Here is a 21,153-nt window from a genome sequence, read left to right on the forward strand (position 1 = left end):
TTTATCTATCTTTTGTGATTACACTAAGTCCTTCATCTAAAGGTATATTACTCATTTCTTGAATTTTTTCTTTTCTATAAGAGAATACCCAAATGCCTAATCCTACAAAGAATAAGAAGAAAATCAAGAGGGAAATAATCGGGTAAATTTCTATACCCGATATTGTTTCCATATTGTGTTTTATTTGTTCAAACATAATGCTGTTATTTTGAAGTTTCTTTTACTTTAATATCAGTACCAAGTCTTTGAATATATGCGATCAAAGCAACGATTTCTCTTTCGTTCATCGGAATAAACTTCTCGCCTTTTGCAGCAGCTTTTTTACGGCTGTCTTCATAACTCTTAACAAAATCAGGATCGCTTTCTAAGCTTTTTTCAATCTTAACAGCCTGCTCTCTTAATGTCCTTTGTGCATTTGCAACTTCTTCTGGAGTATATGGCACTCCCAAAGAAATCATTGCCTGCATTTTTTTCTGAGTCAATGAAATGTCCATCGGTTTGTTATCAAACAACCATTTATAACCTGGCATTATTGATCCTGCAGATGTACTTTGAGGATTCCACATGTGGTTAAAGTGCCAGTTATCATTGTACTTACCACCTACTCTTAATAAGTCTGGTCCTGTACGTTTTGATCCCCATAAGAATGGATGGTCGTAAACAAATTCACCCGCTTTTGATTGTACTCCATAACGTTCCACTTCACTTCTAAACGGACGAACTGACTGTGAGTGGCATCCAACGCAACCTTCTCTAATGTATAAGTCACGTCCTTCAAGCTCTAACGGTGTATATGGTTTTACACTTGAAATTGTCGGAATATTTGATTTTACCATAATCGTTGGCACAATCTGAATTATACCTCCAATTAAAATCGCAATTGTTGCTAAAATGGTTAATTGAATTGGTTTTCTTTCTAACCATGAGTGGAATTTCTCTCCACTTAATCTACTGCTTTTTATTGTTTGTAAAGCTGGAGCCTGAGCCAATTCATCTTCAATTGTATTACCCGCTTTTACTGTCATGATAATGTTGTAAACTAATGTCAACATACCAATCAGATACAAACTACCTCCGATAGCTCTCATCCAATACATTGGCATAATAGCTGTTACCGTTTCAAGGAAGTTACCATAAGTTAAAGTACCATCTGGATTAAACTGTTTCCACATTGATGCTTGTTGGAAACCAGCTACATATAACGGAATTGTATATACAATAATACCTAAAGTCCCAATCCAGAAATGGAAGTTTGCTAATTTCTTAGAGAATAGCTCCGACTTTGTCATTCTTGGAATCAGCCAATAGATAATACCAAATGACATGAAACCGTTCCAAGCTAAAGCTCCTACGTGAACGTGCGCTACGATCCAGTCAGTATAGTGCGCAATAGCATTTACATTTTTTAAAGATAACATCGGACCTTCAAAAGTTGCCATACCGTAACCCGTAATCGCTACTACAAAGAATTTTAAAACTGGTTCTTCACGAACTTTATCCCAAGCTCCTCTTAATGTAAGAAGACCATTGATCATACCTCCCCAAGATGGAGCAATTAACATTACTGAGAATGCAACCCCTAAATTCTGAGCCCAGTTTGGCAATGCAGAATATAATAAGTGGTGTGGTCCCGCCCAGATATAGATAAAGATTAAAGACCAAAAGTGAATAATAGATAATCTATAAGAGTAAACAGGTCTGTTTGCAATTTTTGGAACGAAATAATACATTAATCCCAAGAATGGAGTTGTAAGGAAGAATGCCACCGCATTGTGCCCGTACCACCATTGTACAAGTGCATCCTGAACACCTGCATACACTGAGTAACTTTTTAAAGCTGAAACCGGAATTTCGATATTATTAAAGATATGAAGTACGGCTACTGTTACAAATGTTGCTAAATAAAACCAGATTGCAACATACAAATGGCGCTCTCTACGACGTAACATTGTACCAATCATATTAATCCCCATTACAACCCAAATTAAAGCGATTGCAATGTCAATTGGCCACTCTAGCTCTGCATATTCTTTAGAAGAAGTATAACCTAACGGAAGTGTAATTGCTGCAGCGACAATAATCAACTGCCATCCCCAGAAATGAAGGTTACTTAAAAAATCACTAAACATCCTGGCTTTTAGCAATCTTTGTAGCGAGTAGTACATACCAGCGAAGAAGGCATTACCCACAAAGGCAAAAATAACTGCATTAGTGTGTAACGGTCTTAATCGTCCGTAACTCAGCCACGGAATCCCATCTGTCATGTTGGGAAAAAGGTACATTACCGCTAAGGTAAGTCCCACTAACATACCCACAACACCAAAGAGTATTGTGGCGTAAATGAATTTTTTTACAATTTTGTTGTCGTAATAAAACTGTTCCATTTCCATAATTATACTTGTTTTTCTTCGATTGGTGAATTATTATTTTGGGAATTAATTTTGGTTTCGTCATCAAAAAGAATTCTGACTGAAGGTGTATAATCATCATCATACTGCCCAGATTTGACAGCTGCGATAAAGGCAATAAAGAAACAGATTGCCACAAAAATACTTACTGAAATTAATAGATAAATAACACTCATACCCTGGATTTATATTAACAAAATTAGCTTGTTAAAGGCGCATAAAATATGATAATTATCATAGAAGATTAGTTATGTTAAATTTAATAAAATATCTTCTCTAATAATTTATAATCATTCTAAATTTCTGCTACTGAAATAGTTAGACATAAAAGTCACAAAACTTACAATCGTAATTGTACTCAACGGCATAATGATTGCCGCAACCAATGGAAGTAAATTTCCTGTAACCGCAAACGCAAGTCCAACAACGTTGTAGAGCAATGATAATCCAAAACTCATTTTTATAATTAAAATAGCTTTGTGAGAAAGCTTTAAAAAGTAATTGAGACGCGAAAATTCTGTTGCATCTAAAATGGCATCACATGCAGGCGAAAAGACATTTACGTTCTCTGATATCGAAATCCCAACATTACTTTGTGCTAATGCTCCAGCATCATTTAACCCATCTCCAACCATCATTACATTTTGTCCATTCTCCTGAAGTTTCTTTATGTATTCTAGTTTTTGCTCGGGTTTTTGATTGAATATCAACTCAGTACCTTTTGGCAGAATGGCTTCCAAATTTGATCTTTCGCCATCATTGTCACCAGAAAGCACTTTGATTTGATAGTCCTTACTTAGACTTACAAAAAGTTTCTCCAGACCTTCTCTATATTGGTTTTGGAAAGTGTATTTTCCAAAATAAGTGCCACCTATCTTAATGTGTAATGCAGTTTTTTCAATTTCTGAACCATCCGCAACTATATCATCAACGAATTGTCCAGATCCTATTTTTATTTCCTTACTTTCAACAATCGCCAAAATACCTTTTCCAGTAATTTCTTGAAAGTCTTCTACATTAATACGCTTAGTTTCCGGCAGAAAATCATAAAGCATTCTGCTTAACGGATGGTTTGAACCGCGCAATACATTTTTAATCAACACAATATCTGAATCTGAAATAGGATTTCCTTCATACATTATATTCGACTTTTTGTTGGTTGTAATAGTTCCTGTTTTATCAAAAACAATAGTATCAACTTTAGCAAGCTGCTCAATCACAACAGCATTTTTTAAGTAAAATTTCTTTTTACCCAAAATACGCAATATATTTCCAAAAGTAAACGGAGCAGTCAGAGCCAACGCGCAAGGACAAGCTACGATAAGGACGGCCGTAAAAACATTAAAAGCTGTATTAGCATCTATAAAAATCCAATAACCAAAACCAGCAAATGCAATGAGCAATAGTACAGGGGTAAAATATCGGCTTATCGCATCTGTTATGGTTTTGTGTTTCTGGTCTACTTTTTTCTGAAAAATTTCATTACTCCATAATTGAGTTAAATAACTTTGAGAAACGGAATGTAAAACTTCCATTTCTATAACTTTTCCAATCTGTTTTCCTCCAGCAAATACTTTATCTCCAGACTTTTTTGTGATTGGCACTGCTTCACCTGTAACAAAGCTATAATCTATTTCGGCGCTTTCGCTAATTAAAATTCCATCAACAGGGATAAGCTCCTGATTTCTAATTAACAATCGATCTCCTTTTAGAACATCATAAATGGCGACATTTTCTTCAGAAGCATCTTTATTGATTTTAGTAACTGCAATTGGAAAATAGGATTTGAAATCTCTCTCAAAACTTAAAAAACTATACGTTTTAATTTGAAACATTTTGCCAAGAAGCATAAAAAATATCAAACTGGCCAAACTGTCAAAAAATCCTGGACCGTGATCCATCAGCATGTCGTATGTGCTACGAATAAACATCACGATAATTCCTAAAGCAATCGGAATATCAATATTAAGCATTCTGGTTCTAATACTATGATAAGCAGAAACATAATATCCGCTCGCTGAGTATAAAAAAGTTGGCAATGCTAAAAGAAAAATAAGCAATCTGAAAAACGGTTTGTAGCTATCTAGCCAAAATTCTTTCATTTCGAAATACTCCGGAAATGAAAGCAGCATGATGTTTCCGAAACAAAAAAATGCTACACCAAGTTTATACGTTAGACTTCTGTCTATCTTGGCTTTTGCGGACCCGTAATTTTCTAAACTAATATAAGGTTCATAACCTATAGAACTTAAGAGGTAAACTATCTCTTTTAAAGAAACGACATCAGAATTAAAGGTAATTCTAACTTTCTTTTCGTGAAAATTAACTTGAGAAGTACTAATTCCAGACTGAAGACGATGAAGATTTTCTAAAATCCAGATACAAGAACTGCAATGGATATGCGGAATATTAAGTGAAACAATTGATGTGTTTCCTTCTTGAAACTCTAAAACTTTTGCTAGTATAGTTTCATTTTCTAAAAAATCATATTTCCCTTTGATGTCTTGGGGAGTGGCTCCCGGAGACTTTTCAAAATCATAATAAGATGTTAGATCGTTGATACTGAAAATTTCGTAAACTGTTTTACAGCCTGTGCAACAAAACTTCTTATCATCAAAATCAATTTCTTCATTTTGTTCAATAGTTAAACCACAATGAAAACAACTTTGCTCCCTCATAAACTTGTTTTTATTTGATGCAAATTTCCAATTAAAGCACAATTATTAAGATGATAATTGTCATGTTATTTTGAAATCGGATTCCTAAATTTATAAAATAAGAAGCCCCGATTAGAGTTAGCCCTAATTTATAATAATTTTACCTTACAATGGTAGTTAAAACCCTTAAAAAAGTTTATTTTTGCAGCAAACAAATATTGTCATGAATAAATGTGATCAATGCATTGTACGCCAGCTAAGCTCATTAAAAGCCCTTAATAAAGAAGAAGTTATTAAATTAGCCAGCAGTAAAACGACTTATAAAATTAAAAAAGGTGAAGCTCTTTTTGAAGAAGGCGAAGTAACCAATGGTGTTTTCTGTGTAAAAGACGGTGTTGGAAAACTTTCAAAATTGAGTGCGAACGGAAAAGATCAAATCGTAAAATTGGTCAAATCTGGCGAACTTCTTGGACAGCGTTCTATGATTAGCAATGAGCCAGCAAATCTAACTGCAAAAGCGATTGCAGACATGGAAGTTTGTTTTATCCCTAAAACAGAAATCATCAATTTCTTTAATAACAATAATCAGTTTTCTTTAAATATGATGCAGTCTGTCTGCGAAGATTTAAAGGAATCTGAGAATGAAAAAATTGCCTTAGTCCAAAAAACAGTTAAACAGAGGCTTGCAGAAACTTTACTGCACCTGCATGATGAATTTGGTGAGGACTCAGACAAAACACTTAAAGTTCAACTAACAAGAGAAGAACTTGCGGGTATTATTGGAACTGCTACCGAAAGCTGTATTCGATTATTATCTGATTTTAATAAATTGGGATTAATAGAGTTAGTTGGTAAAAAAATCATGCTTAAAGACGTTCGCGCTTTAAAGAAATTAGCTGACAATTAAAGCTTTTTAGCTTCATTCCAAAAAACATCCATTTCTGTAAGTGTCATATCCATTAATGGTTTTCCTAATTCGTTTGCTTTACTTTCTAAGTATTGAAAACGTTTAATGAATTTTTTATTGGTTCTTTCTAAAGCGTCTTCTGGATTTACATTTAAAAATCGAGCGTAATTAATCATAGAAAACAAAACATCTCCGAATTCGTCTTCGATTTTATCTTGATTTCCAGATTTTACTTCGTCTTGCAATTCTTGTAATTCTTCTTGGACTTTATCCCAAACCTGATGAGGCTCTTCCCAATCAAAACCCACTCCTTTTACTTTATCTTGAATTCTGCTTGCTTTAACCAAAGCAGGAAGACTTCTTGGAACACCTTCCAAAACTGATTTTTTACCTTCTCTAAGCTTTAGTTTTTCCCAGTTTTGCTTTACTTCTTCTTCGTTTTCCACTTTGACATCACCATAAATATGAGGATGACGATGAATTAGTTTCTCGCAGATTTCATTGCAGACATCAGCGATATCAAAATCATTGGTTTCACTGCCTATTTTGGCGTAAAAAACAATATGAAGAAGCAAATCTCCCAATTCTTTTTTTACTTCATTTAAATCATTATCCAGAATAGCATCTCCCAGTTCGTAAGTTTCTTCAATTGTCAAATGTCTCAAGGTCTGCAACGTTTGCTTTTTATCCCACGGACATTGTTCACGCAATTCATCCATGATATTCAATAATCTCTCAAATGCCTTTAACTGGTTTTCTCTATTCATTTTGAAGTTTCTTATGATTTAAACTCGATTCTGTAAAATTAAAAAATCCTGTCAAGAAAACATCTCAACAGGATTATTTTATGTTTAAAGAAAAATTACTATTCTTCTTTTTTAGCTTTTGCTTTTTTAGCTGCTGGCGCTTTTTTTGGTTTTTCTTCAGCAACTGGAGCTTCTTCTTTTGGTTCTTCAGCTGCTGGAGCTAAATCTGTTACTAAACCTTTTGCTTGAAGCGTGTTGTACCAATTTAATACTTTTTTGATATCTGATGGGTAAACTCTTTCTTCGTCATAGTCAGGAAGAATTTGTTTAAAATATGCAGACAAAGTCGCGTTGTCTTCTTTGTGAGAGATCGCTTGACCTTTGTTTTCTTTAACGGCAATCTGCTGCATTACTTCAGTTAACGGTTTTTCGCCTTCATAAGTATAAATCGAAATTTCAGACAATAAACTTACATTGCTTTTTAGATTTACAGTAATCTTCTTCCCATCAATTAATGATTCCGCCACAAAACCTGTACGAGTTTGAACTTTCAATTCGTATAAACCTGGTTTTCCTGAAATGGCTAAAATTTTCGTTAAATTCATTTTTATTAAAATTAGTATTAAGAATTTTATTTATTTTTTGTTTCTAAGTATTTAGAAAACTTATCTTGCTTTTTTAGCTGCAAAAAACTTCATTCTATATTCCTGAGACGTTTTTCCTTCGGTAATATTTTTCAATTTCTTTTGGATTAAACGTTTTTTAAGAGATGAAATTTTATCTGTAAACAAGATTCCTTCAATGTGGTCATATTCGTGCTGGATAACTCTTGCAATTAATCCGTCAAACACTTCCGTTTTCATAACGAAATCTTCTTCACAATATTCGATTGTAACAGTTGGTTTTCTGTAAACGTCTTCACGCACATCTGGTATACTCAAACAGCCTTCATTAAATCCCCACTCTTCTCCTTCTTCTTTAACGATTTTAGCATTGATAAAAGTCTTCTTGAAACCTTTCAAATCTTTTTGTTCCTCAGAAGGAAGATCCTCATCATCACTAAAAGGCGTTGTATCTATCACAAACAAACGAATTGGCAGTCCAACCTGCGGTGCAGCAAGTCCAACTCCATACGCATTGTACATTGTCTCGTACATGTTTGCGATCGTTTCTTTTAGGTTTGGATATTCTGGTGTAATATCTTGTCCAACTTTTCTTAAAACAGGATCACCGTATCCTACAATTGGTAAAATCATTTGTTTTTATTTATGTTTTATGTGCTGTAAAAACAGAATTAAAGTTCTGATATTTCAGCTGGCAAAAATAGTAAAAAATAGTCAATGAATAATTCTTATAATGTATTATTCGTATTTTTTACTTGATCCTAAAAATCTCATCCATAATTATGCCAAAATCACTACTACAATTCTTACCTTTGTTAGTAAACCTCTTTTTATGATTGATAAGATTTCGAAATTTACTAACAGTACTTCCTTCCTCAACGCCTCTAAAGTAACTATTGCTTCTGTTGTTCCTGTTTTAGTTTTAAATTTTCTCGGTCATTTTGAAATTGGGTTTACAATTGCGCTTGGTGCTTTTTATACTTATCCCAGCGACATCCCTAGTTCTCTTAGCCATAAAATAAAAGGATTGATTGCAGCTTCTTTTATTGTTTCAGGGGTTAATCTTTTAGTCAATTTAGTTTATCCATTTCCTTTACTTTTCTACATATTTTTAGGTTTTCTCTTGTTTTTATGTTCCATGATTTCGGTTTACGGACAGCGAGCCACTTTGATTTCTTTTTCTGCTTTATTATCAATTTCTCTATCATTTGGGCATTTGCATGAAGGCTGGGAAGCTTTTGAATACTCTGGCTTTATTTTTATTGGAGGAATCTTATATTTAGTAGTATCACTTGTTTTTCATTTTGTACAACCTTATAAATATGTAGAATTACAAATTGCCGAAGGAATAAAACTCACTGCAAAATATCTTAAATTAAGAGGTGATTTGTGGAGTCCCGAGGCTAACAGAACAGCTATTATCGAGAAACAGCTTGCTGTACAAGTCGAATTGAATCTTATACACGAAGATTTAAGAAAGATGCTGATTGGAAACCAAAATGCATCTGGAACTACGAGCCAAAACCGAAAAATGCTTTTGGTTTTTATTACTTTAGTCGAAATTCAAGAATTGGCGCTATATACATCTTTTGACCACAGCAAACTTCATGAAAAATTTGCCAAGCATCCTGATGTTTTAAGAACGTATCAAAATGTGGCTTATAAATTAGCTTCAACCCTCAAAAAACTTTCAAAAAATGTCAATCATATCAGTGTTTATGTTGATAAGCATGATTTAAAAAATGAATTGGATGCTCTTGAATTTGCCATTTTTGATTATGAAAAAACATTAGGAAAAGAAGAAGCTGCAGAAGGTGTTTTAATGCTGACCAATATGCTGAAATATGCTAAGAATCAGGTTGGAAAAATTAAAACTATTCAGCGTGCACTTTCTTTAGCAATGCAATCCTATAAACTGAAAGATCAAGACAAAGAGCTTGAAAAATTCTTAACACCGCAGTATTATCCGCTGCGAACTTTAACTGAGAATTTAAGTTATTCTTCTTCAATTTTTAGGCATTCGATACGATTAACGATCACTATCTTGATTGGTTTTTTTCTTGGACAGGTTCTGCCGTTTCAAAATGTATATTGGATCCTCCTTACTATTGTAGTAATCATGCGCCCTGGCTATGGCTTAACCAAAGAGAGATCCTACAATAGAATGTTCGGTACTGTTTTAGGGGGAATTATAGCTTTCGGAATTGTATCTGTCATTCAGAACCACGTTGCATTAAGTATTTTCTCTATTGTATGTATGCTACTTGGGATTTCATTTACCCAAATCAATTACAAGATTAGCGCGACATTTGTTACGATGTATGTCGTTTTTATCTACGGAATTTTAACTCCAGACATCAATGAAGTTATTCAATACAGAATATTAGATACACTCGCGGGAGCAACTTTAGCTTTTATTGCTAATCAGTTTTTATGGCCTGCTTGGGAATTCATTAATACGCCCATTCATATTGAAAATACAATTCGGGCCAATAGAAATTACTTAAAAGAAATTGCCGATTTTTATAATAAAAAAGGTGAAGTGCCAACTTCATATCGTCTAGCAAGAAAAAATGCCTTTGTTGAAATAGGGAATCTAATGACTTCTTTTCAGCGAATGATGCAGGAACCAAAGTCGAAACAAAAAACAATGCCTTTGGTAAACAAACTGGTGGTTTTAAATCACTCGTTATTATCTGCTTTGGCATCACTATCAACGTATATTCAGTCACACCAAACAACATCTGCATCTGATTCTTTCAATTACATTATTAAAACTATTCTAGCCAATCTAGATCATTCTATTTCTGTTTTAAGAAATGAAGTTGTTATACAAGATACTTTTTTCGAAAAAGAAGATGTGACTTTACAATTTGAAGAATTAAAACGTAGGCATTTTACACGTTTGGCCGAAGATGATGATTTAGACAAAGAAACGCGTCAAGCCAAAATGCAGGAAGCGCAGATGGTTATTGAACAATTAATCTGGATGAGCAATCTGGCAGAAAAGATTCTAAAAAACACAACCGACTTAAAAGCAACAAATCCAGATTAATTCATCTGGATTTGTTTTTTATATTGAAATATGAGAAGCTTAATTTAATTTTAAGACTTCTGCTGTTTGTTTTCTAAGCTGCTCTAAAAGTTCTGGCTTATCATTTAAAGTTTGTCCGTAAGACGGAATCATTGTTTTTAATTTTGCTTGCCATTCTGGCGTTTTAATTTGATGAGTAAAACATCTGCTAATCAAATCCACCATAATTGCCACAGCTGTAGAAGCTCCAGGAGAAGCACCTAATAAAACCGCTAAACTTCCGTCGTGTGTATTGATTACTTCTGTACCAAATTCTAAAACTCCACCTTCTTTTTCGTCTTTTTTGATAACCTGAACACGCTGTCCTGCTTTTTCCAATTTCCAATCTTTAGAACGTGCTGTTGGAAGATATTCGCGTAAAGCTTTCATTCTGTCTTTTGGAGACTGGCGTACCTGTTCGATCAAATATTTCGTTAATGGAATATTATGATAACCAGCAGCCAACATCGGAATTAAGTTGTTAGACTTAATAGACATAGGCAAATCTAAATAAGAACCATTTTTAAGGAAACGAGTTGAAAATCCTGCAAATGGACCAAAAAGAAGCGCTTTCTCTCCATCAATTACACGAGTATCGATATGCGGCACAGACATTGGAGGAGCTCCAACACTTGCTTTTCCGTATACTTTTGCCTGATGCTTTGCAATTACTTCTGGGTTGGTACATTTCAGCCATTGTCCGCTTACAGGGAAACCACCGTATCCGTTTCCTTCTGGCACGTTTGCTTTTTCTAATAAAGGAAGAGATCCTCCTCCTGCACCAATAAATACAAATTTAGTATAAGCCTTACGAGTCTTTCCTGTTGACAAATCTTTAATCTTAATTCTCCAAGATTTATCTTCACGCTGTCTTAGTTTTTTAACTTCGTGATTAAAAAACAAAGAAACACCGTCTAATTTTTCTAAGTAGTTGAACATACTTCTTGTTAAAGCACCAAAATTAACATCGGTACCAATTTCCATATGTGTTGCTGCTAATTTTTCATCAGCATTTCTGCCTTCCATTACCAATGGCATCCATTTTTGAAGTTGCTCAAAATCGGTACTGAAAGTCATGTCGGCGAAGATTGGGTTGCTTTGAAGCGCTTCGAATCTCTTTTTTAAATAATCTACATTTTTATCTCCCCACACAAAACTCATATGAGGCACACTTTTAATAAAATTATCCGGAGAAGGCACTTTGTTTTGCTGCACTAAGTAAGACCAAAACTGGCGAGAAATCTCAAATGATTCTGCAATGCTAATTGCTTTTTTAGGATCGATACTGCCGTCTGCCTTTTCTGGAGTATAATTTAGTTCACAAAAAGCCGAGTGTCCCGTTCCTGCATTATTCCAAGCATCAGAGCTTTCTGCTGCGGCAACATCTAATCTTTCGTAAATTTCAATTTTTATATCTGGTTGTAATTCTTTCAAAATTACTCCGAGAGTGGCACTCATTATTCCAGCGCCAATGAGTACTACATCACTATTTGAACGTATGGTTTCGTCAGGCATAACAGTATTTTTATTTAAAGTGCAAAGGTACTTTTTTAATTGCAAAAAAAAACTAATTTTTAGATGATAAAAGTTAGGATTTTCTAAAAACCATTAAATTATAAATAAAAAATACGACGAACAGCGCTATTTTTTTGCGGAAAGATAATCTTGAAGCAGAATTGTGGCAGAAATTTCGTCTATCAAACCTTTATTCTGACGCTGCTTTTTATTTAAACCACTGTCAATCATTGTTTGAAATGCCATTTTAGAGGTAAAACGCTCATCAACACGAATTACTTTCATGTCTGGAAAGATATTCGAAAAGTGAGTTACAAATCCGTTAATCACAGAAGCACTTTCAGACGGAAGACCGTTCATTTGTTTTGGTTCGCCAATCAAAACTGCTTCGACTTTTTCTTTAGCAAAATAATCTTTCAAAAAGTCAATCAAAGTATGAGTCGGAATCGTTGTTAAGCCTGAAGCAATAATCTGCATTTCGTCTGTAACTGCAATTCCAGTTCTTTTTTGTCCGTAATCTATCGAAAGGATTCTTGGCATGTTTAAAATTTTCAACAAATTTAGTTTAAAATATTTTTCTAATTTTCCATTTCACTGAAAATAAACTTTTTCAATATTTCTTTCAATAAAAAAATCCGCCTTGAAAACTCAAGACGGACTTTTATCCAAATATTCAAACCTAAAAAATAACTCAATTTATCTTCCAAACAATCGGCTAAAAAAGCCTCTATGCTCCTCCTCTTCTCCTGCATCCTCTTCTTCAGAATAATTAGCAAACTTAGATTGTGACTTTTCATGTTCGTAAATCAGCTCCTTAATATATTCAACGTAAGTTCTCTTTTTCTCTTCTAAGAATCCGATTAAGTATTTTTCGCTAAATTCTACTCCGCTTGCTGCTTCGATCTGTAATAACTTTTTATACAAAGGTTCAATATGCAATGCAATTACTTCTTGTGGCACAGCTTGTCTTCTACCAAAAAAATTTACAATAACGTCGTTTTCATCGCGGGCAATTTCAAAATCGGTAATTACCCAATAGTATCTTCCAGACTTTGCAAGGTTTTTTACAATAGCGTGAAAGTTTTTTCCGTTTTTAAGATTTTCCCAAAGCACTTTAAAAATAACTTTAGGCATATCCGGGTGACGTATGATATTATGAGGCTGTCCCATTAATTCATAGTCTTCGTAACCGCAAACATCTACAAATACTTCATTGGCGTATTCGATTATTCCGTATGCATTTGTTTTACTCATAATAACCTGAGTTTTATCCCAGCTTACTTCTTTATCTATAATTACTCTGTTTTGAAGGTGATTTTCTTGATTCATATTTTACTGCTTATATGATTATTTATGGAATGGAATGTTGATCAACACTGCGAAATTAAAGCGAAGAAAAAGCAGAAATCCTGACTTTTGTCATATTTTGATATAAAAAAAACTTCTAGTGGCAGTAGGATTAATCAAAAACACATAAGACCACCACTAACCTTACAAATAAGAAACAAAAAGTTAAATCTATAACATTTTCAAGCTGTTTTGCTTTTTTGCATTTCTACAAATACCTTATCTTTGCCAAAAAATTAAACGTATGAATTCTTTACAGACTATAATTGAACAAGCTTGGGAAAACAGAGCTTTATTGCAAGAAACTACAACAACTGATGCCATTAGAGAAGTTATCGAATTGGTAGACGCTGGAAAATTACGTGTTGCTGAACCAGTTGGTGACAAATGGCAAGTAAACGAATGGGTTAAGAAAGCAGTTGTAATGTATTTCCCGATTCAGAAAATGGAAACATGGGAATCTGGTATTTTTGAATACCATGATAAAATGTTGCTAAAAAGAAATTATGCTGAAAAAGGAATTCGTGTGGTACCAAATGCTGTTGCGCGTTACGGAGCTTACATCTCAAGCGGTGTAATTTTAATGCCAAGTTACGTAAACATTGGTGCTTATGTTGACGAAGGAACAATGGTTGACACTTGGGCAACTGTAGGAAGCTGTGCTCAAATTGGTAAAAATGTACACTTAAGTGGTGGTGTTGGTATTGGTGGTGTTCTTGAGCCATTGCAAGCTGCTCCAGTAATTATTGAAGACGGTGCTTTTATTGGTTCTCGTTGTATTGTTGTTGAAGGTGTTCACGTTGGTAAAGAAGCAGTTCTTGGAGCTAACGTATGTTTAACAGCTTCTACAAAAATTATTGATGTTACAGGTGATGAGCCAGTTGAAATGAAAGGATATGTGCCAGCTCGTTCTGTGGTTATCCCAGGAAGCTATACTAAGAAATTTGCAGCTGGAGAATACCAAGTTCCTTGCGCTTTAATTATTGGAACTCGTAAACCATCTACAGATTTAAAAACTTCTTTAAACAATGCGCTTCGTGAGTACGATGTTGCGGTATAATTGATGTAAAAATCTTGATATATTAGGGCGGTCTTTACCGCCCTTTTTTTATACACAATATAAATAACAAAATAAAAATCTTACAAACAATAAAAAGTAAGAAAATTATTCTAATTTCGCATTTTAAAAAACTTCTAAACAAGAAGTCTATTTATATGCCTATTAATGAAAAATTATACATCAAGCTTAAAATTATTTCTCTATAGATATTTTTTAATTTTTTTTATCTATCAAATTTGCAATATCTTTTTTTATGTTTTGAACACTAAATACTTTGATCATATAACTGCTCAAAATATTCTGGGAAGCGTTTTGTTTGACCTGTCAGCTATTTCATATGTAACTTTAATTTTTTTAATAGCACATGCAATTCCCGGAAATTTCAAGTATCGTCAAACGTATCAAACAGTATTAAAAGTTTCTTTCTTCATAATCAATCTTTTGTTCATTGCTGCAAATCTCATTGATGTTATATATTTCCGATTCACAGGAAGAAGAAGCACTTTTAACATGATTACTGCAAAAGGAATGGAAAAAGAAGCTTTAGGTTTGTTTTTTTCTTTTGCAAAAGAATTTTGGTACATCCTTTTACTGTTCATTATCTTAAGCATCTTTTTTTGGAAATCGATACCTAATTTTAAAAACAAAAACGAAATAAAAAGTTTTACAAAAGAAAAATTCTTAAAACAATCTTTTTATTTTTTAACCTCAGTTTTTCTACTGCTAATAATTGGGCGCGGGGGATTTCAAAAGAAACCTCTTAGAATTGTAGACGCAGCCAAATACAGTTCTCTGAATAACGCTCCGCTTATTTTAAACACACCTTTCTGTATATTAAAAACAATATCTCAAAAAGAAGATATAGAGAAAGTCAATTATTTTGATAAAAAAGATCTTGATTCAATATATAAACCAATCTTGTCTTTTAAAAAAGCTCAAACAATAAGCAAAAAAAATGTCGTAATTATTATTTTAGAAAGTTTTGGTCATGAAAATATCGGCATAAAACAAACTCCTTTTTTAGATTCGTTGATAACAAAATCTTATTACTTTAAAAATGGATTTGCCAATGGAAAAGTCTCTATCGACGCTGTTCCATCAATTATTTCAAGCATACCTAGCTTAATGAACAACTCTTTTATTATTTCTAGCTATTCTTTAGACAAAACGAATAGTTTGCCTACAATTCTTAAAAAGGAAGGATACACTACTTCTTTTTTCCATGGTGCCTTTAACGGAAGTCAAAATTTTGATCAATATGCAAAGGCTGTAGGATTTGATAAATACTTTGGCAAAGACGAATACATCGGCCCAGAAGCTTTTGACGGAAAATGGGGAATTTTTGATGAAGAATTTTTACAGTTTTTTGCTGGAAAATTATCCAGTTTTACAGAACCTTTCTTTAGCACTATCTTTACCATTTCTTCTCATAATCCATACACGATACCAGAAAGATATAAAGACAAATTCCCAAAAGGAACAACAGTTATCCATGAAAGTATTTCATATACCGATTATTCTCTGAAACGTTTTTTTGAAAATGCCAAAAAGCAAAAATGGTACAACAATACATTGTTTGTCATTTCAGCAGATCATACTTCTTCTAGCGGAGAATCAGAAATAGACAAAACTATAATTGGCAAATTTCATATTCCAATTTTATTCTTTGATCCAGGCAATCCAAATTTTTCCGGTATAAACGAAAAGAACTTTCAACAAATCGATATTATGCCTAGCATAATAGACTATCTAGGCATAAAAACAGATTTAATTTCTTTTGGAAAGAGCTTTAAAAGCAATCAAAATTTTGCCGTCTTCTATTTGCAAGGAATTTATCATTGTGTTCAAGACGACTATTATCTAGCCTTTGCGAACAATCAAGTTATTGGACTATACAATTGGAAAAAAGACCCTTTATTAAAAAACAATTTACAAACTCAAAATACATTCAAGACAATAGAAATTTCAAATTTTCTAAAAGCCTATATTCAAAACTTTAACGAAAGAGTTATTGATAATAAACTTAGTTTTTGATTGTCTTTTTTTCACTCAAAGCATTAAAATTATCTCCCCAGAATGTGTTTCACGGTTTTAAAACTTTTTAAACTGTTTTTTTCTGTAAACATAAGAATGATACCACATTTTTAAGTAAAACATTTGCCAATTACATTTTTAATTGGCTTTACAATCAAAAAGCAAAAACATTCTTATAAATGAAAATAACTATCATTAGCCATGACAATTGGGGATACAATCAAAATATTGTTGAAGCACTAAAAAAAAGAGGACATATCGTAAACCATATTGATTTTAATACATTTAAATATAAGTATCCAAATTTTTCATACCGCATTTATAATTTTTTTCTAAAGGCATTTTTTAATAAGAACATAAAGAACATTCATTTTGGCACTGAGATAAATAATCGTTTAGAGGAACTAGGACAAATTCAAGATATAATTTTAACTATAAAAGGCGATTTTATCGATCCGAAAAAGATTTTGGATTTTAAAAAATATACTAAAAAATCAATTGCTTTTTTCAATGACAATATTAAACGTTGTCCAAAAATAATATCGACAATTTCAAATTTTGATGAAGTTTATACATTTGAAAAAGAAGATGCTTTAAAATACAATCTAAAATTCATAACAAACTTTATTTACAGGGAATCAAAGTTAAATACAGGAAGAGCTTTTAAATATGACGTTTTTAATATTAGTTCAAAAGACAATAGATTTAGGACTATATGTAAAATCGCTAAAGAATTGAAAGGAAAAGGAATATCATTTAAATTCATCATTCATGATAAGAAAAACAAACTTAAAGATCTTAATGTAGAATTCATTTCAGAATCTATTCATATTGATCTAGTAAATAAATTAGTACATGATTCGAAACTATTACTAGATATCCATCGTAAAGAGCAAAACGGGTTAACTTTTAGAGTATTTGAAAGTTTAGGCCTGCAAAAAAAATTAATTACAACAAATCATAACATTGTTCAATATGATTTTTATAATCCTAAAAACATTTTAGTCATTGATGAAAAGAACATAAATTTTGATATGGATTTCTTTACATCTTCTTATGAGCCAATTCCTGATGATATTTATAAAAAATATACTATTGAAAATTGGATCGAAACGGTTTTTACTTTAGATAGTAATAGCCAAATATCATGAAACTTGAATGATTTAAGAACTTCATTTTAACCTATTTAAGAGATCTTCTTTTCTATTTTGACTCAAATTTTAAATATCTATCAAGATATAAATAAAATCAGTTCTAATAGAAAATTACAAAAAAAAGAGGTGATTTAAAATCACCTCTTTTTTTTACTTTTTTGAAGCTTTATAAGCTTAGCATATTTCATATAAGAGAAAAAAGCCTGAATCATTGCAATTGACAATCCATCAAGACCATTGAAGATTCCTTTCTTGAAGAAATAACAACGTACAAAAGCTACAGTTCCATTAAGAACAGGTTTAAAAGCGCCAATTCGCTTACCTTGATCATATAATTGCTGCGCATGCCATCCTGAATATTGGTTCTTTTTAGCAATAATCTGATCAAAAGAATCCCATCCGTAATGCAAAATATGTACAGCAACTTTTTTCTCATTCTGAGCAACAATTTTCTGATGCACTTTAGAATCAGAAGGATGCGCTGTTTGTTTATTAAAAAAACGAACTTTATGATCTGGATACCATCCTGAAAAATCAATTAATTTATCGGCTAAAAAGTTTTTTACTCTAAAGCTGAAAGCATCGTAATTTCCTTCCAGATACTTTTTCTTTAGAATAAATTCTTCGGCATCTTTATCTAGAAACTCATCGGCATCAAGATTTAAAATCCAGTCGTTTTTACAAAAGGGCAATCCGTGGGTACGCTGTGGACCGTCTCCTAGAAATGCCTGCTGAATAACTTGCGCTCCTTTCTCTTGAGCTATTTCTACCGTACGATCTTTACTGAAAGAATCTACAATAATAACTTCGTCACAAACTTTAAATAAGGCATCTATACATTTCCCAATGTTTTTTTCCTCATTGAAAGTAATAACCAAACCGCTAATTCCCATTGTTAATTTTAATTTGTTGAGCACAAAAATATAACTTTTTAATTTAGTTCAATCTTATTAATACCATCTCTTGTACACTTCATAAAATAGTTTGTACTTTAGCCTTGAAAATTGATACCACAAAAACAAATGAGAATATTAGTTATCCAACAAAAGAGAATTGGAGATGTCTTAACGAGCACAATTATTTGTAACAATCTTAAAGCCAAATTCCCAGATTCTACAATTGACTACATGTGTTATCCTAATTCGATTGATGTTCTTCTAGAAAATCCAAATATCGATAACATTATTCCGGTAACTAATAAAATCAGAAAATCGACTTTTGGGTTTATTAAGTTCATTTTTGAGATGCGAAGAAAAAAATATGATGCTGTAATTGATGTTTATAGTAAATTAGGAACTAGCCTAATCACATTTTTCTCTGGCGCAAAATACAAAGTTTCATACCACAAATGGTATTCTAATATTTTTTACAATTATAGCTATGAGCGTTTTGATGCTATAAAATCAGAATTTGGTCTTGCGATTGAAAACAGACTATTATTGCTTAAACCTTTTTTCTCTGAAAAGATAACAAACGTAAAACCGAAAATCTTTTTAAAAGAATCTGAGATTACCGAAGCAAAAAATATTTTAAAAAGCTATAATGTAGATCCTGAAAAACCATTGATCATGTTTGGAATTTTAGGAAGCGAGCACTATAAAACTTATCCGCTTGAAGGAATGGCAAAAATTATTGATTTTACAGTAGCCAAAACAAACGCAACTATACTGTTTAATTATATTCCGAATCAGAAAGAACAAGCTCTGGAGGTATATAATCATTGTTCTGAAGAAACGAAAAAGCATATTATTTTTGATTTGTACGCTACCGATCTACGTCAGTTCTTAGCGATACTTTCTCAATGTGAAATGCTGATTGGAAATGAAGGTGGCGCTGTAAACATGGCAAAAGCTCTCGAGATTCCGACTTTCTCTATTTTTACGCCTTCTGTTCGAAAAGAAACATGGCAACTTTTTGAAAATGAAGCGAAAAATGCTTCTATCCATTTAAAAGACTTAAAACCTGAGATCTACGAGAAGCATACAGAGCAATATATAAAAGAACATACTTTTGAATATTATGCGGAATATCCGTTGGAATTAATGCTTAAAAAACTAGAGACTTATTTTCAAGAATATAAAAATTGAAAATAGTAAAATGCATCTCTAATGAATAGTGAAAAGCAGAAATTATCAGTTTTGATTATTACACTTAACGAAGAAGATCATATAAAATCGCTTCTTGAAGATATTGATTTTGCTGATGAAATCATTGTTGTTGATTCCTATAGCACCGATAAAACAGTTAGCATTGTTGAATCTTTTGCCAATGTAAAATTAATCCAGAATCATTTTGTTGATTATACTGCACAGCGAAATTTTGCCTTAGACCAAGCCAAAAATCAATGGGTTTTATTTATTGACGCTGATGAAAGACTAACATCTGAATTAAAATCTGAAATCGTTACTGCAATTAATTCTGAAAATGCGGCAAGTGCTTATTTTATCTATCGCATTTTTATGTTTAAAAATAGCCGACTGAATTTCAGTGGCTGGCAAACTGATAAGATTTTCAGGCTTTTTAATAAATCGAAATGCCGATACAATGAGGAAAGAACCGTTCACGAAAAATTAATTGTCGACGGAAAAATTGCTTCTTTAAAACACAAAATCATACATTATTCTTATTCTTCTTATGAAGATTATAAATCAAAAATGTATAATTACGGCATTCTTAAAGCCAATGAAAAATCAGCAAAAGGAAAAAAGTCTTATTTCCTAATGCAACTTTTCCACCCTTTATATACTTTCTTGTATCAGTTTATAATCCGTTTTGGTTTTTTGGATGGCAAAAAAGGTATAATTATATGTTATTTGAATGCCTACAGCGTTTATATTCGCTATAAAGAACTAAGAAAAATTACTTCTTCCAGAATTTAAGCTTCTTTTTTAGGCGTTTTTTTCTATAAAACTTCTCTTGAAAATCTGAAGTGTATTTCCATAAAGTCTCAAAAATTTTCTCTTCAGATGCTTCTTTATAATATTTCGCATATTCATTGCTCATTGTCGCAACCATTTCTTTCAACGGTGTTAAACGGCACAAGTTTTTCATACGCATTTCAAAAGACATAGAATTATGAAATTCCATTCTGTTTAAATCTACCAGAAAGAAATCATAATTTCCGCTGGCATTCTTTTTAATTAAAGTATTTCCTGGAGAATGATCTAAAAACTCAATTCCTTTTTCATGAAGATCGAAACTAAATTTAGTAAACTGTCTTAAGATGTTTTCACGGTCTGGAAAATCTGGTATTTCCACTAATTCTCTATAAGTAAGATCACATTGTAATTGCTCACTTACGTAAAAGCTTTTTTCTAAACCTAGTAGTGATGAAAATTCAGCAAATGCAATAGGTTTTGGAGTTCCTACACCTAATTCTAACAATTTGTTTGCAAACTCAAAAGAGCGTTTTGCTTTTGATTTTCTGAAGTATTTATAAGCGATTTTATTGATAAAGTGCGGAACCTTAAACGATTTTATGTTTATCTTTTTATCGTCTAAATCAAAAAGTTTTATCTGATTGCGCTGGCCAATTACAAAGTCCTCTCCTTTTGTATCGAAAAAACGAATATATTCTAGAAGAATATTTTCAAATTTTTCATATCCGCGATTTAATCTTAAAATCATAA

Annotated in this window: 19 protein-coding genes; 7 read left to right on the top strand and 12 right to left on the bottom strand. The window is 32.4% G+C overall.

Features of this window, described 5'->3' with window-relative positions; all coding sequences use genetic code 11:
• Position 1: 1 nt before the first annotated feature.
• The 4 genes from AAYQ05_RS12050 to AAYQ05_RS12065 form a co-directional block, all read right to left on the bottom strand.
• A complete protein-coding gene (locus AAYQ05_RS12050; RefSeq protein ID WP_202001081.1) occupies positions 2-196 on the bottom strand; it encodes a cbb3-type cytochrome oxidase subunit 3 in 195 nt (64 codons plus the stop codon).
• A 7-nt stretch (positions 197-203) separates the two neighbouring features.
• Positions 204-2,390 carry a cytochrome-c oxidase, cbb3-type subunit I gene (ccoN, locus tag AAYQ05_RS12055; protein WP_177210149.1) on the bottom strand — a complete coding sequence of 729 codons (2,187 nt, stop codon included), beginning with the start codon at positions 2,388-2,390 and terminating at the stop codon, positions 204-206.
• A gap of 2 nt (positions 2,391-2,392) precedes the next feature.
• Entirely contained in the window at positions 2,393-2,584 is a 192-nt protein-coding gene (gene ccoS, locus AAYQ05_RS12060; protein WP_095930917.1) for a cbb3-type cytochrome oxidase assembly protein CcoS, read from the bottom strand.
• A 114-nt stretch (positions 2,585-2,698) separates the two neighbouring features.
• Positions 2,699-5,086 (bottom strand): heavy metal translocating P-type ATPase, encoded by a 2,388-nt coding sequence (locus tag AAYQ05_RS12065; protein ID WP_343543596.1) that lies wholly within the window; start codon positions 5,084-5,086, stop codon positions 2,699-2,701.
• Positions 5,087-5,288: 202 nt separating this feature from the next.
• Between AAYQ05_RS12065 and AAYQ05_RS12070 the strand changes: the two genes are divergently transcribed.
• The gene (locus AAYQ05_RS12070; protein ID WP_343543598.1) at positions 5,289-5,972 is read left to right on the top strand and encodes a Crp/Fnr family transcriptional regulator; all 684 of its coding nucleotides are present in this window, start codon (positions 5,289-5,291) and stop codon (positions 5,970-5,972) included.
• On the opposite strand, the gene mazG is transcribed toward AAYQ05_RS12070, so the two are convergent.
• From mazG to def, 3 genes are all read right to left on the bottom strand, one after another.
• Complete coding sequence (gene mazG / locus AAYQ05_RS12075; protein ID WP_343543600.1) at positions 5,969-6,739, bottom strand: nucleoside triphosphate pyrophosphohydrolase; 771 nt, start codon at positions 6,737-6,739, stop codon at positions 5,969-5,971. The genes AAYQ05_RS12070 and mazG overlap by 4 nt on opposite strands.
• Positions 6,740-6,837: 98 nt before the next feature.
• Positions 6,838-7,323, bottom strand: a complete 486-nt coding sequence (locus AAYQ05_RS12080) for a DUF5606 family protein (protein WP_095930921.1) — start codon at positions 7,321-7,323, stop codon at positions 6,838-6,840.
• Positions 7,324-7,383: 60 nt separating this feature from the next.
• Entirely contained in the window at positions 7,384-7,974 is a 591-nt protein-coding gene (def, locus tag AAYQ05_RS12085) for a peptide deformylase (protein ID WP_008462650.1), read from the bottom strand.
• Between the two features lie 199 nt (positions 7,975-8,173).
• Here def and AAYQ05_RS12090 point away from each other — a divergent pair, with 199 nt between their 5' ends.
• Complete coding sequence (locus AAYQ05_RS12090; RefSeq protein ID WP_343543602.1) at positions 8,174-10,396, top strand: FUSC family protein; 2,223 nt, start codon at positions 8,174-8,176, stop codon at positions 10,394-10,396.
• Between the two features lie 39 nt (positions 10,397-10,435).
• Here AAYQ05_RS12090 and AAYQ05_RS12095 read toward each other — a convergent pair whose 3' ends face one another.
• The 3 genes from AAYQ05_RS12095 to AAYQ05_RS12105 form a co-directional block, all read right to left on the bottom strand.
• A complete protein-coding gene (locus tag AAYQ05_RS12095; protein WP_177210154.1) occupies positions 10,436-11,929 on the bottom strand; it encodes a malate:quinone oxidoreductase in 1,494 nt (497 codons plus the stop codon).
• A 126-nt stretch (positions 11,930-12,055) separates the two neighbouring features.
• A complete protein-coding gene (gene ruvX, locus AAYQ05_RS12100; RefSeq protein ID WP_177210155.1) occupies positions 12,056-12,469 on the bottom strand; it encodes a Holliday junction resolvase RuvX in 414 nt (137 codons plus the stop codon).
• Between the two features lie 156 nt (positions 12,470-12,625).
• Entirely contained in the window at positions 12,626-13,258 is a 633-nt protein-coding gene (locus AAYQ05_RS12105; RefSeq protein WP_111378541.1) for a PAS domain-containing protein, read from the bottom strand.
• A gap of 262 nt (positions 13,259-13,520) precedes the next feature.
• Here AAYQ05_RS12105 and AAYQ05_RS12110 point away from each other — a divergent pair, with 262 nt between their 5' ends.
• The 3 genes from AAYQ05_RS12110 to AAYQ05_RS12120 all read left to right on the top strand — a co-directional run bounded on the left by AAYQ05_RS12110 (position 13,521) and on the right by AAYQ05_RS12120 (position 17,521).
• Complete coding sequence (locus AAYQ05_RS12110) at positions 13,521-14,336, top strand: 2,3,4,5-tetrahydropyridine-2,6-dicarboxylate N-succinyltransferase (RefSeq protein ID WP_008462641.1); 816 nt, start codon at positions 13,521-13,523, stop codon at positions 14,334-14,336.
• 258 nt (positions 14,337-14,594) lie between these two features.
• Positions 14,595-16,370 carry an LTA synthase family protein gene (locus tag AAYQ05_RS12115; RefSeq protein ID WP_343543605.1) on the top strand — a complete coding sequence of 592 codons (1,776 nt, stop codon included), beginning with the start codon at positions 14,595-14,597 and terminating at the stop codon, positions 16,368-16,370.
• A 179-nt stretch (positions 16,371-16,549) separates the two neighbouring features.
• A complete protein-coding gene (locus AAYQ05_RS12120; protein ID WP_343543607.1) occupies positions 16,550-17,521 on the top strand; it encodes a WaaS/CpsH family glycosyltransferase in 972 nt (323 codons plus the stop codon).
• A 140-nt stretch (positions 17,522-17,661) separates the two neighbouring features.
• Here AAYQ05_RS12120 and AAYQ05_RS12125 read toward each other — a convergent pair whose 3' ends face one another.
• Positions 17,662-18,417: a glycosyltransferase family 2 protein gene (locus AAYQ05_RS12125; RefSeq protein WP_343543622.1), complete on the bottom strand. Its 756-nt coding sequence runs from the start codon at positions 18,415-18,417 to the stop codon at positions 17,662-17,664.
• A gap of 129 nt (positions 18,418-18,546) precedes the next feature.
• On the opposite strand from AAYQ05_RS12125, the gene AAYQ05_RS12130 reads away from it, so the two are divergent.
• Together AAYQ05_RS12130 and AAYQ05_RS12135 are read left to right on the top strand one after the other, a co-directional pair.
• On the top strand, positions 18,547-19,611 hold the full coding sequence (locus AAYQ05_RS12130; protein WP_343543609.1) for a glycosyltransferase family 9 protein: 1,065 nt from the start codon (positions 18,547-18,549) through the stop codon (positions 19,609-19,611).
• Between the two features lie 21 nt (positions 19,612-19,632).
• Positions 19,633-20,403 (top strand): glycosyltransferase family 2 protein, encoded by a 771-nt coding sequence (locus AAYQ05_RS12135; protein WP_343543611.1) that lies wholly within the window; start codon positions 19,633-19,635, stop codon positions 20,401-20,403.
• Here AAYQ05_RS12135 and AAYQ05_RS12140 read toward each other — a convergent pair.
• Entirely contained in the window at positions 20,384-21,151 is a 768-nt protein-coding gene (locus AAYQ05_RS12140) for a lipopolysaccharide kinase InaA family protein (RefSeq protein WP_177210161.1), read from the bottom strand. The genes AAYQ05_RS12135 and AAYQ05_RS12140 overlap by 20 nt on opposite strands.
• Positions 21,152-21,153 lie beyond the last annotated feature (2 nt).

The organism is Flavobacterium movens (assembly GCF_039581425.1).
Taxonomy (GTDB): Bacteria; Bacteroidota; Bacteroidia; order Flavobacteriales; family Flavobacteriaceae; genus Flavobacterium; species Flavobacterium luteolum.